The 12737-nt window shown below is 53.1% G+C and carries 10 protein-coding genes; 4 read left to right on the top strand and 6 right to left on the bottom strand.

Features of this window, described 5'->3' with window-relative positions:
- Window positions 1-170: 170 nt before the first annotated feature.
- Together pgm and seqA are read right to left on the bottom strand one after the other, a co-directional pair.
- Window positions 171-1814 carry a phosphoglucomutase (alpha-D-glucose-1,6-bisphosphate-dependent) gene (pgm, locus tag ACUTSU_RS05195; protein WP_445653839.1) on the bottom strand — a complete coding sequence of 548 codons (1644 nt, stop codon included), beginning with the start codon at window positions 1812-1814 and terminating at the stop codon, window positions 171-173.
- A 77-nt stretch (window positions 1815-1891) separates the two neighbouring features.
- On the bottom strand, window positions 1892-2431 hold the full coding sequence (seqA, locus tag ACUTSU_RS05190) for a replication initiation negative regulator SeqA (RefSeq protein ID WP_445649816.1): 540 nt from the start codon (window positions 2429-2431) through the stop codon (window positions 1892-1894).
- Window positions 2432-2731: 300 nt separating this feature from the next.
- On the opposite strand from seqA, the gene ybfF reads away from it, so the two are divergent.
- From ybfF to fur, 4 genes are all read left to right on the top strand, one after another.
- Window positions 2732-3505 carry an esterase gene (gene ybfF, locus ACUTSU_RS05185; protein WP_445649815.1) on the top strand — a complete coding sequence of 258 codons (774 nt, stop codon included), beginning with the start codon at window positions 2732-2734 and terminating at the stop codon, window positions 3503-3505.
- Between the two features lie 292 nt (window positions 3506-3797).
- Window positions 3798-4085 (top strand): LexA regulated protein, encoded by a 288-nt coding sequence (gene ybfE / locus ACUTSU_RS05180; RefSeq protein ID WP_012005675.1) that lies wholly within the window; start codon window positions 3798-3800, stop codon window positions 4083-4085.
- Between the two features lie 228 nt (window positions 4086-4313).
- Window positions 4314-4853 carry a flavodoxin FldA gene (fldA, locus tag ACUTSU_RS05175; protein ID WP_012005674.1) on the top strand — a complete coding sequence of 180 codons (540 nt, stop codon included), beginning with the start codon at window positions 4314-4316 and terminating at the stop codon, window positions 4851-4853.
- A 320-nt stretch (window positions 4854-5173) separates the two neighbouring features.
- Window positions 5174-5620, top strand: a complete 447-nt coding sequence (fur, locus tag ACUTSU_RS05170) for a ferric iron uptake transcriptional regulator (RefSeq protein WP_135315525.1) — start codon at window positions 5174-5176, stop codon at window positions 5618-5620.
- A 177-nt stretch (window positions 5621-5797) separates the two neighbouring features.
- Here fur and ACUTSU_RS05165 read toward each other — a convergent pair whose 3' ends face one another.
- From ACUTSU_RS05165 to ACUTSU_RS05150, 4 genes are all read right to left on the bottom strand, one after another.
- Complete coding sequence (locus ACUTSU_RS05165; RefSeq protein WP_445653838.1) at window positions 5798-7759, bottom strand: glycosyltransferase; 1962 nt, start codon at window positions 7757-7759, stop codon at window positions 5798-5800.
- A complete protein-coding gene (galE, locus tag ACUTSU_RS05160) occupies window positions 7749-8801 on the bottom strand; it encodes a UDP-glucose 4-epimerase GalE (protein ID WP_261090236.1) in 1053 nt (350 codons plus the stop codon). Before galE ends, ACUTSU_RS05165 begins: the two co-directional genes overlap by 11 nt.
- Before the next feature lie 49 nt (window positions 8802-8850).
- Window positions 8851-9996 carry an MFS transporter gene (locus ACUTSU_RS05155; protein WP_445649813.1) on the bottom strand — a complete coding sequence of 382 codons (1146 nt, stop codon included), beginning with the start codon at window positions 9994-9996 and terminating at the stop codon, window positions 8851-8853.
- A 76-nt stretch (window positions 9997-10072) separates the two neighbouring features.
- Window positions 10073-12730, bottom strand: coding sequence for a beta-N-acetylhexosaminidase (locus tag ACUTSU_RS05150; protein ID WP_445649812.1), 2658 nt, complete (start codon window positions 12728-12730; stop codon window positions 10073-10075).
- Between the last annotated feature and the right edge of the window lie 7 nt (window positions 12731-12737).

Genomic DNA, 12737 nt, shown 5'->3' with positions numbered 1-12737 from the left:
ATGAATAGTCAGTTGACGAAGTCATTTAGATATATCTAAATGACTTCGATATATCTAATCTAGATCGATATATCTAAATATGCAAAGGGTCTTTGTAAATAGATATATCTAAATTGCAGGCATAAAAAAAGCGCTGTAAAAACAGCGCTTTTCATCAGGCAGAAAAGAAATTATTTGGCGGAGGCCAGCACGGTACTGACGATTTCTACTGCTTCGAGCTCGATCTTTTCGCGATGTTCGGCCCCCAGGAAGCTTTCACAATAGATTTTGTAGGCTTCTTCGGTACCTGAAGGACGTGCGGCAAACCAGCCGTTGTCGGTCATCACTTTCAGGCCGCCGATGGAGGCACCGTTGCCCGGAGCCGCCGTCAGACGAGCGGTGATCGGGTCACCCGCCAAGGTGTTGGCCTTGACCATTTCCGGCGACAGCTTGGCCAATGCGGCTTTCTGCGCATGGGTAGCTGGAGCCTGAATGCGATTGTAGCTTGGTGCACCAAAGCGGTTGGCCAGATCTTCGTAGTGATTTTGTGGGTTTTCACCGGTGACTGCGGTAATTTCCGCCGCCAGCAGGCACATGATCATGCCGTCTTTATCGGTCGACCAAGGTGTGCCGTTGAAACGCAGGAAGGATGCCCCCGCGCTCTCTTCACCACCAAAGCCCAGGCTGCCATCGTACAAGCCATCGACAAACCATTTGAAGCCCACCGGCACTTCCACCAGTTTACGGCCCAGGTCAGCAACCACGCGGTCAATCATTGCACTGGAAACCAGTGTTTTGCCCACCGCCACATCGGCACCCCACTCTGGACGATGCTGGAACAGGTAGTTGATGGACACCGCCAGATAGTGGTTCGGATTCATCAGCCCCTTCGGCGTAACAATGCCGTGGCGGTCGTAATCCGGATCGTTGGCGAACGCCAGATCGAACTTGTCACGCAGCGCCAGCAAACCGCCCATCGCCGGAACGGACGAGCAGTCCATGCGGATCACGCCGTCGTGGTCCAGGTGCATAAAGCGGAAGGTCTGATCGATAGAGTCGTTCACCAGCGTCAGATCCAGCTTGTAATGCTCGCCAATACGCTGCCAGTAGGCAATACCGGAACCGCCAAGCGGATCGACACCCAACTTCAGGCCGGCACGCTGGATAGCAGGCATATCGACGATATCTACCAACCCTTCGACATACGGCTGCACCAGATCTTGCGCGTGCACGCGGCCGCTGTTCCAGGCCTTATCCAATGACTGACGCTGAACGCCTTTCAACTGCAATGACAGCAGTTCATTGGCGCGCTTTTCAATCACGGAGGTCAGGTTGGTATCAGCCGGGCCGCCGTTGGTCGGGTTATATTTGATGCCACCGTCTTCCGGGGGATTGTGAGACGGGGTGATAACGATACCGTCGGCCAGTGCCCCACCGTTACGGTTATGGCACAAAATGGCATGGGATACCGCAGGAGTTGGCGTGAAGCCGTTATTTTCCTGCACGACAACATCGACGCCATTGGCGGTCAACACTTCCAGCACAGAAATAAAGGCAGGCTCGGACAGCGCATGGGTATCTTTACCCACGTAGCATGGGCCGGTCACCCCTTGCTGATGACGGACTTCCGCAATCGCCTGTGCAATAGCGAGAATATGATTTTCATTAAAGCTATGACGCAGAGCGCTGCCGCGGTGGCCCGAAGTGCCGAACTTCACCGCGTGTGCTGCATTGCCGGCTTCAGGTTGCAGTACATAGTACTGCGACGTCAGCTGGGCTACGTTGATCAAATCGCTTTGCTGAGCCGGCTGCCCGGCACGTGGATTATTCGCCATCGACATATCTCCCTAATCCCTGTCCTGCGGCCTGGCAATATGTCGCTCACGGCCACCATGACGGGCTGTTCGCTAAATTAGATAGTGCCGCAAACTTTTTCTGTCAGTTCCGCGGGGAACTGCATAGCCTGCATGATGTGTTCCACCATGCTGCGTTTACGACCGGTATTGGTATTGGTGATCACCCAGTACGGGGTGCTCGGAACGTGCTTGGGTTTGGTGTGCGTTCCGTTCGCCAGCAGGGTTTGCTGATCGCCAGCGAAATAGGTGCGGGTACGGCCATGCAATGCATCGGTAGCTGCGGCAAAGCCCGCCGCGTCGAGGGTATACAGGGTGGAAAGTACCAGCATAAAACGGTTCACCGCTTTGCTCTGCTCGGCATACTCATCCGACAACAGCAGCTCACGCACGGCACGTACGCGATCGCGCGGGCGCGACGCGGCAACAATTTTATCCTGCTCAGCGCTCTGGGCGCTGCCGGACGGCACCGCACGTAACGGCTGACCTGCGGTAAACTTCAACATGCGGCGCAAAATATCGGACGCGCTCTCACCAATATGTTGCGTGTGGCTGGCAATATAACGGTAGAGCTCTTCGTCGACTTCAATAGTTTTCATCTTTATCCAGTACTGTTTTTTTCTACTTAGAACCTGAAGCCAGATCCTGCATTCAAGCCATGGGATTATAAGGTTAAAAGCGCAGATGCGAACATCACAATGTGCCTCAACACGGCAAAAGCAGACTATTACCTAAAGCCTGCCTGGCATTGGCTCTGCCAAACCCGCACCTTACCATGAAAAATCCGCGTTATACCCTATGGATTTCAAGCCGCAGCGTTGTTACCTGTGGCTTGAAAGGCGACGGGTATTTTCATCGTGTGTTTTAATCATGATACCCTAATCTGAATCTCACTCAGTATGAACTTTGCCATGAAATTACATTATCAACTGCTGGCCTGCGAGTCCGACGCTCTGCCGGTTGTCATGATCCACGGGCTGTTCGGCAATCTGGACAATCTGGGCGTGCTGGCTCGCGATCTCAACCGACAGCACAGCGTGATTAAAGTCGATCTGCGCAACCACGGCCTGTCACCACGTTCACCGGTAATGACCTACCCGGAAATGGCAAAGGATCTGCTGGCGCTGCTGGATGACTTGCAGTTGGACAAGGTCATTGTGATCGGCCACTCGATGGGAGGCAAAGCGGCGATGGCGCTGACGGCAATCGCACCTGAGCGAGTGGAGAAACTGATCGTTATTGACGTGGCACCGGTGGATTATCAAACCCGTCGCCACGACGAGATTTTTGTCGCCTTACAGGCCGTAAGTGCGGCCGGCATCACCCAACGCCAGCAGGCGGCGGAATTGATGCGCGACTACCTGAAGGAAGAAGGAGTGATCCAGTTCCTGCTGAAATCCTTCCACCAGGGCGAATGGCGTTTTAACCTGCCGGTGCTGATCGATCAATATGAAAACATCACTGGCTGGCAGGAGGTTCCCGCCTGGCCGCATCCCACATTATTTATTCGTGGTGGTTTGTCGCCCTACGTGCAGGACAGCTACCGTGCAGACATTGCCCGCCAGTTCCCACAGGCTCGCGCACATGTGGTCGCCGGCAGCGGACACTGGGTTCATGCGGAAAAACCGGAGCCGGTGCTGCGCGCTATTCACCGTTTTCTCGACGAAGCCTGAGCCGACCGGCGCTTTCCCCTGGTGCGGACAACCACCCAAAACGGCCATCTGGTGAAAAAACGCGCTAAAGATAACGACTTAGCGCGTTTTCGGCTCAGTTAAGCATTGTCGTTGCTCCACCTGCTGGGGTAATATGACGCGCTATAATTTTGCCGCCGTGCCCGGCGTGTTGATTAACGCCTGGCTGGGGGTAAATTTGGGTTAGGGTTTATTGGCCCGAAGTGTGTTAACCGAACCATCCAGAAGCGTCTACGCGCTTTTAGATGCAAACTCCCTTGCAGTACCGCTACCTATGGCAAAAGAACAAACGGATCGCACGACGCTGGATCTGTTCGCAGATGAACGCCGTCCGGGGCGCCCGAAAACCAACCCGCTATCCCGAGATGAACAGCTTAGAATCAATAAGCGTAATCAGCTTCGACGCGATAAAGTCCGTGGTTTACGGCGTGTGGAACTGAAGATTAACGCGGATGCGGTGGACGCCCTGAACAAACTGGCGGAACAGCGGAATATCAGCCGCAGCGAGCTTATTGAGCAAATGCTGTTGGCACAACTGGCGGACGACCAGCCAGAACATTGATCATTGCAGCCGCACATGCGGCGCGGCGTTAAGGATGACGCCCGATCAACATCGTTTTATTCCACCCGGTATCGCATAAACGTGATAAAACCCCGGGGTAAATTTCTGGCATGATACGCAATTACCGGTGAGGGCCTCCCTTGCCATGGCATCATTTTAATCGGTGTTATCGTGGTCATCGCTAACATCGTGTAATGCAATTTATTGAATTTAAAGGTTATACGCGATATGGCTAATGTAGGCATTTTCTTTGGCAGCGACACTGGCAATACCGAAAACATTGCCAAGATGATCCAGAAAATTCTTAAGCAACAGTTTGGTGACGATGTGTGTGAAATTCACGACATCGCCAAAAGCAGCAAAGAAGACCTGGAAGGCTTCGATATTCTGTTGCTCGGTATCCCAACCTGGTACTACGGTGAAGCCCAGTGCGACTGGGATGACTTCTTCCCAACGCTGGAAGACATCGACTTCAACGGCAAGCTGGTAGCCCTGTTTGGCTGTGGCGATCAGGAAGACTACGCAGAATATTTCTGTGATGCAATGGGCACCATCCGCGACATCATTGAACCGCGTGGCGCTGCCATAGTCGGCCACTGGCCAACCAAAGGCTATCATTTCGAAGCCTCAAAAGGTTTGGCAAGCGACAGCCACTTTATTGGTCTGGCAATTGACGAAGACCGTCAACCTGAGCTGACCAATGAGCGTGTTGAAGGCTGGGTAAAACAAATCGTCGAAGAGCTGAGCCTGGCCGAAATCGTCGGCTAACGCCAAACGTTGAACAAAAGCCCTGCAAAGTGCATAGTGTTGCCAGCAGGGCCATCATTGGCAGTACTGATTACTGCAATCGAAGATACATATTTGTAACTTCCCACATCGTCAAGGTAGACTGAGTTATCGGTTTATCCCGCCCATCAAGACGTTGCGTGTGCAACATGCAATAGTGCAATTATATCTTTGTTAACAACCGGCGGTTTCTATTTAGGTCAACCGGTTCTATAATGAGACGCAATTAACTCTTTGTGCCGACCGATGCCACAGGCGAGAACGCCTCAACTTGATTAGCATAGTAACAGGACTGAATCCGCATGACTGACAACAACACCGCATTGAAGAAGGCCGGCTTAAAAGTCACGCTTCCGCGACTCAAAATCCTGGAAGTACTGCAAAATCCGGAATGCCATCACGTCAGTGCGGAAGATCTGTACAAAAAACTGATAGATATGGGCGAAGAAATTGGCCTGGCTACGGTTTACCGCGTACTGAACCAATTTGATGATGCCGGCATTGTGACCCGTCACAACTTCGAAGGCGGCAAGTCCGTGTTCGAACTGACCCAGCAGCATCACCACGATCACCTGATTTGCCTGGACTGCGGCAAAGTGATCGAATTCAGCGATGAATCAATCGAAGTTCGTCAGCGTGATATCGCCAAGCAACACGGCATTAAGCTCAGCAACCACAGCCTGTACCTGTACGGCCACTGTGCAATTGGTGACTGCCGCGAAGACGAAACTCTGCACGATAAAAAATAATGCCCTTAACCGGCATTAAGAACCGCCTTAACTGAACAGATAAAAAAATCCCCGGACAGGCCCGGGGAAAGTTCACAGCTTGAAATACAACAATTGCAGAGGCACTTCTTTCCGTCTTCCCACTTACACTCACTTCACCGTCAACTCACCCGCCGACACGCGGATGGGCAAACCTCTTCACAGCTCATACTCAAGAAACAGCAACCGATCAAAAAACAACGGCCAGGCGTGATCGAATACACCTCGAACACGGAACCCCTTGTTCAGATAAATTTGGCTGGCATCACTGCGTTGCCATACACATAGCACGATATTTTTCGCCTGGTGCTGTTGTGCTCGCTGCTTTATCAGCGCAAACAATTGGTTAAAATGCCCTTGTCCGCGGAATTGACTCTCGATTGCCAGACTGCAGATGAAATAATCGTCAGCAGTGCACAGGCTTTGCACAAAGCTGTCATAAGCCTCATCAAGCGGTTTTATTTCATCGCGATAATGATAATCCGCTTCTATGCCATACAGCTCGCTGATGGTGGCCGCATTAAAAAAGCCGACAAACTCTCCACGCCGATCGTAAGCTACCGTGATCAGCCCGAGATAAGGCTCAATATTTTGCGCCTGCTGCAATGACACCAGATCCAGCCCAGCTCGATTGCCGATAGAGCAGTATTCAAGGTAACTGGTGGTGAAAATCAGCTTTGCCATGCGAGTCTTATCGGCTGCACTCGCCTGCCGCCCCGGTAGAAAATGCAATGCCCCGCCCTGCTCCGGTAACACCGCGTCCCCTACTCCAGCGGTCGGGCACCAGTAATTACCCGCCGTAATCCGTCGCCGGTTATCGGCGATCAGGTATTCACCAAAAAGTTGATTTACCCGATCAAGCGTACGGTCATGGGAAAGCACGGAATAATAGTGGTAATGGTCGATATCGGAACGGATCTGCGCCGGGTAGGCCATGCGAGGTACTTCATCAACGGTGAATATTTCCGCATAACGAGTCAGATCCAGCGGCTGCTCAAGCTGCCAGTCCACCTGTTCTAAGCGGCTGACGCATTGCCGGTAGCTGTGCTGTTCCTCCTGCGACAGCGGTAACCGTTCATTGGTGATCACATCCTCCAACAGGCGCATGCCACGGATACCACAGGTGACTGCCTGTGGGTGCGCATCATAATGGACGCCATAATCCTGGCAGAAGCGATCGTGACTGAGGAAAGACCGGCCTATGTGGCGGCTCCACAGCTGATAAAAGGGATCAAACAGCTTCCGTTCATAAACCGAATTCTTGTCCGGCACTTCGCCGCTTTCCGCCGCATAGATCTGATCCAACCCCGCCAGCATTCGGCACAGCGAAATGTCCCCTTTCCGGCTGATAATCATGCCGGTTTCATCAAGAAACAGATTCAACCAGCTGACGTGGCTGACCTCGCCCTCAGCCAGAAACTGAAGATAATCAGGCACCTCTGGTTTGCTCAAAAACAGCGTCGCCGACCGGTGGGGTATGGTATCGATATCCATGTACAGCCCCCCCATCTCGATCAAAATCAGAAAGCGGAAGTAATCAGAAAGCGTGGCGTAATAGCGCTTATCGTGCAGTTGATGGATAAAGCCCAGATTGTCGCCGACCCTTTTTTGCGCCAGTTCGCTCAGCGAATGTACCTGCAAGCGATGATTGCCCGCATCATACTCCCCCAGGTAGCCGCCTTTTATCACCTGTACGGGGAGGAAATACGCATCCCTTGCCAACTGCTGCGCGTCCCAAACCCATAACATGCCGACCCAGTCATTTGTCTCGGCGCTAGCCACCGCCTGCTGCGCGTCGCCCCACTGAGAGATAACCTCTCTGGCGTCGTCAGGTATGGCGCCCCCCAACCAGATACGGTGCAGCCGTTTTTCACTCGCAGCCAGTGGGCGAGTAGGCACACAAAATAGTGAAGAACAGCAGGCGGCATCGAATAAATCCCCATGCGCTGCCAGCCACTCACGCAGTTGCGCGACCCCACGCTGATAGCTTTCCAGCCGTGCCGGTGAAGTCTGGCGCTGATATTTAACGAACTCAAACTTCAGGTCGCTGATCCGCGCTTCGTATTCTGCCCGGAACAGATCATCCTGCATAACCCCCAAATGTCCGTCGTTAAGCTTCATCGGCCAGCATCCTTATCGATGACAGCGGCACCGAAGAGCCATAACCCTGCGGATTTTTGCTCTGCCATGACCAGGCATCGCACACCATTTTTTCCAGACTGCGTTTGGCTTGCCAGCCCAGCTTTTCTGCCGCCAGTGACGGGTCGGACCAACACTCGGCAATGTCTCCCGCACGCCGGGGATTAAATTGGTAGGCGATTTTGAAGCCACAGGCGCGTTCAAACGCCCGAATAATCTCCAGCACCGAGTAGCCTTTACCGGTGCCCAGGTTATAGACGTTAAAACCTGGCTGCAGATTATCCAGCGCTTTTAAATGCCCTTCGGCCAAATCCATAACGTGAATGTAATCACGTACCCCAGTACCATCGCTGGTAGGGTAGTCGTTGCCATACACCGGCAACACCGCGAGTTTGCCAATAGCCACCTGCGCCAGATAAGCCAGAAGATTATTGGGAATGCCGGCGGGATCCTCACCAATCAAGCCGGACTCGTGCGCCCCGGCCGGATTAAAGTAACGCAGCGCGGTGATTGCCATCTGCGGTGCCGTGGAAGCGAACTCCGCCAGGATCTGCTCGACAATCAGCTTTGAGGTTCCGTAAGGATTGGTGGTCTGCCCAACACGGCAGCTTTCCGTCAGTGGGGTATATTCTGCCGGCCCATAGACGGTGGCTGAAGAGCTGAAAATAAATTGCTTAACACCGGCATGGCGCATTCTGTCCAGTACGATCAATGAGCCGGAAATATTATTTTGATAATACTTCAGTGGCTCTTCGGTAGATTCTCTCACCGACTTCAAACCCGCAAGATGAATAACCGCATGAACATCATGCTGGCGGAAAATATGATCCAGCAAATGATGTTGCTGGATATCTCCCTGATAAAAAATCACTTTTTTACCGGTTAATCGCTCCACCCGAAACAAAGACTCTGGCGAGCTGTTCGACAGGTTGTCCAGTACAACAACTTCCTCCCCCCTTTCCAACAGTGCCAATACCGTATGCGAACCGATATAACCGGCACCGCCCGTCACCAATATAGCCATCGTATATCCTTGTTTGTGTTTAAAAATAAACGACTCACTCAGAAACCACCTAAACTTCCCGGGTTTTAAAACCGACAGGTAAAGCAATACAAAGCAGTAATATGGCTAACAGATAAACGGAGGAATGCGGCCCGTACTCGGTCAGGATCCCTTGTAATATTCCGGCCAGGATCACACCGGTGGAAATACTGTTGGTGAATAAAGTGGTGGCCATGCCCGCCCGCTCCGGCATCAAATCCTGGAAATACAACATGCCGACGGTGGCGATAATGCCGATAAATATCGCGTTAAACAGCTGCCAGACCAGCAACCCGGCGGCCGAGGTAAACCACAGCATCCCGGCATAAAACAGTATGCCGGCCACCATCGCCCCCGCCATCATCAGGCGCTTGCCCACCCGGTTTACATAACGCCCTACCAGGATCATGATGGGGATTTCGATCGCGGCGGCGATGCCCATCATCCAACCGGTCAGACTTTGCGGCAAACCCAACTCGGCCGCGATATACAGCGGCACATCAATCAGATACATGGCGCTGCAGGTCCACATCAATACCGAGGCAAAAAATAACCGGCTAATGTCTTTATCGAAGACCGTTTTTTGCGGTATGGCGATTTCATTACCCACAGACGGGCGAGCCACCTCGGGTAATATCCACCAGGCCAGCAGCGTGACCAGCAGGAATATGCCGGCAGCAAACATAAACATCGCCGTGAAGCCATAATTCACCACCAGCATAAAAGCCAATGGCGGGCCAAAAACCCAGGCCAGAGAGAGTTGGGCGCGCATGATGGCGCTGAACAACGCCACGTTTTGCGATGACCTCTCTCCGTATTCCCGCGCCAGGGCGAATAATTGTGGTATCGCCGTATTGGCGATGGCGGTTAACAGCACACCTGCGGTAATTAACGTCAGGTAATTGCGATTAAAAGCAAATAACAGACAGTTTCCCGCCGCCAATAAATAACAGATTAAAATCAAATGGCGCCGGTCACGCTGGCGATCTGATTTTTTCGCCAGCAAAAAGCTGACAATGATGCCGACCCCGGCATTAACCGCATAAAAAAAACCGACCCATAATGAAGTCACCCGAACCTCGGTGGTGAGGAACAGGCTCAGGGTCGGTATTTGCAGTGCCCCGGCAATGCCAGAAAAAAAAGCAACGACCATAAAGGTCAGCCGTATCGAATTCATCGCTGATTACCGCCGGTCGCTGCTGTTAACCATCAATAACGGCCCGCCGGCGAACAGACGGGCCGTGGTTCAGGAGTTACACTTTCTCGGTGCGGCTATAACGCTTGCCGTCCGGGCTGACCGCACGGATCAGCACCTCACCGCTGACCGCTGGCTTGGCCCTGGCATCGTAACGCTGCCATTGCTTGCCGCCATCGGTGGAATACTCAATGCCCAGACCCGGCAACGAGATATTAGCCTCCAGCTTGCCACCGGCTACGCGGGCACCCGGCACCGGCAGCCGATAACTCACGCCACCCTTGTCCAGTTTTGCCAATTCACGCTGGCCAAGAATATTGGCAAAGCGCAACCAGTCGCGGTTCAGTTTTTTGCTGTCGATAAAGTGGGTTTCACCACCTTTATATTCACGCCCCGCCTTATAATTCTGCTCCCAACCCGCCCGGTGCCATGCGCGCTCGGCCACCGACAGTGAACGCGGGAAGATCATATATTCCATTTGATCGTCAGTGCGCTGAGTTTCGCTCCACATCTGGGCAGAAATACCGTAAGCGCCCGGCCATGGCTTGTCGCTCTTGGCGGTAAAGTGATTGCCATCGCGATCAACCGAGGTTTCGGCGTTCTGCGGCAGGTTGTTCGGGGCAAAGCTGAACATTTTCTGCTCGTCGCTGAAACGGGTACCCCAGTAATAACCACGCTCGTCCGGGTTCACCTCATAGGGGAAATCCATATAGAGGTAATCCGGGTTGGAAAGGATCACTTCATAGCCTTTGTTGGCCCAGTCGTTGGCGCTATCAAAACCGCCCCAATACAGCGTATCCCAGAAGTTCACCCCAACACGTGGAGTGGCGAAAGCCTTGGCGTTTTTCGCATCTTTCAGGCCGTCCTGCCAGGCCTGCATCCTGTCGATGCCCTGCGCCTTCACCAGTTGACTGACTTCCACGCCAAAGTAGCTTGGCAGATGTTCCATATCGGCGACTTTGCCGTCTTTGATCATCTTTTGGCACACCTGGGATTTCGCCCAAGGCTTGTCTTCTTTGCTCTGATCGATGATGCCTTTTCCTGCTTCCGGCTTGGTCTGGTCGGTATAGCCAGCCCCCAGGCGAATGTTTTTCGCTTCGTCGCCGCCAAAGTGCCAGGTGCGCAGCGGCTGCCCGGCCTCTTTGTGCATCTGGGCAATCTCACCCATCACCTTGTCAACAAAGCGCCTGGACGAATCCAGACAAGGGTTAAGGTAACTTTGACGATTGAAGTACTGCACCGAGGTGGTATTGGAAGTATCGGTCGGATCCACCAGGCGGAACTCATTGGCCTGCTGTTCTTTACCGGCGGCATGCAGCTTTTTATAGCGCGCCTCCATCGAAACCACGGCGGCACGGGCATGTGCCGGCATATCGATTTCCGGGATCACTTCAATCTGGCGCGCCTGGGCGTATTTAATGATCTCGATATAGTCCTGACGCGAGAAGAAGCCGCCATACACCTCTGGCCCCTGCCCGTACTGTGGCAGCAGGCAGGTAGTTTCGCTCAGGTCATGGCAACGCCGCCCCCCGACTTCAGTCAGTTCAGGCAAGCCTGGGATGGCAATGCGCCAGCCTTCGTCATCGCTCAGATGGAAGTGGAATTTATTGAGCTTATAAGCTGCCATCTGATCGAGCAGGCGCAGTACCGCATCTTTCTGATGGAAGTTGCGCGCCACGTCGAGGAATATGCCGCGGTACTGGAAACGTGGTGCATCCTTGGCGTCGAGGGTGGCGATTTTAGCGCTGCCGTCGGTCGGAACCAGCGACAGAATAGATTGCAGGCCATAGAACACCCCTGCCTGATCGAAGCCAATCACCCGCGCTTCCTTATTGCCAATTTTCAGCTCATAGGCTCCCGACACTGCCAGTTCACCTTTAAATTTACCCGGCTGAATATCGGTTTTGATCGGGTAGCCCGCCGCGTTATGGGTGATGCCCAACAGTGCAAAACGTTGGGTGGCTGCGTCCGCGGCCGGTTTGGCCAGCGCACTCAACTCCAGCGCCACACCGTTGCTCAGACTCACATCTTGTGGATGCACTTTCACTTGTAACGGCGTCGGCACGATCTGCCCGCGCAAAGAGGCGGCAGGCAAGGTTTTCAACTCGGCGTTTTTGGTAAAGCGGGAGGTCGGAGTCATCAGGATATTGTTGTCGCCCTCGATGCGCTTCCATTGATCGCCACTAAAGGGGGTCACAAACTGACTGAGATCTTCGGTATCGGTATTAAGCAGAATTTTTGGCTTGGCATCGCCCGAGGTGGCGTACCAACGTGGTACGAAGTCGGTTTTAAACAGTTGCCAATATTCGGCAATAATCGGGATCTCAACCGTTTTACCTGCCGGGAAGCCGGTAAATTTATCGGTAGGCTCCAGTTTGTACAGATCACCGGTCAGGTGGGTTATTTTAAATTGATCGTTGTCCACCCTCATGGTCTGACGGGCGCTGTGGAAATAAATCGCCCAGTCGTGGCCGTTGATCTCCTGATGATCGTTGGTCAGGCTGATCAATACCTTATTGCAGGCCGCCCAATCGGCTCCCAGTTTTCCGCAATCCAGGCCGCTGTCGGCAGCCCGGTTATCCACCATTTTCAAATTCAATTTTAACTGGCTCAGTTGATCCACCAGCGGCTGATTGGCCAGCGCATTCCCCACGCTGCCAAATAATCCAACGGTTGCCGTTAATGCGGCAAGCGTACTCAATTTGAATTTGTTCATTTTTAAC

The organism is Serratia sp. NA_13 (genome assembly GCF_052691735.1).
Note: the sequence above shows the minus strand (reverse complement) of the source record. Positions and strands in the feature narration are given on the sequence as shown.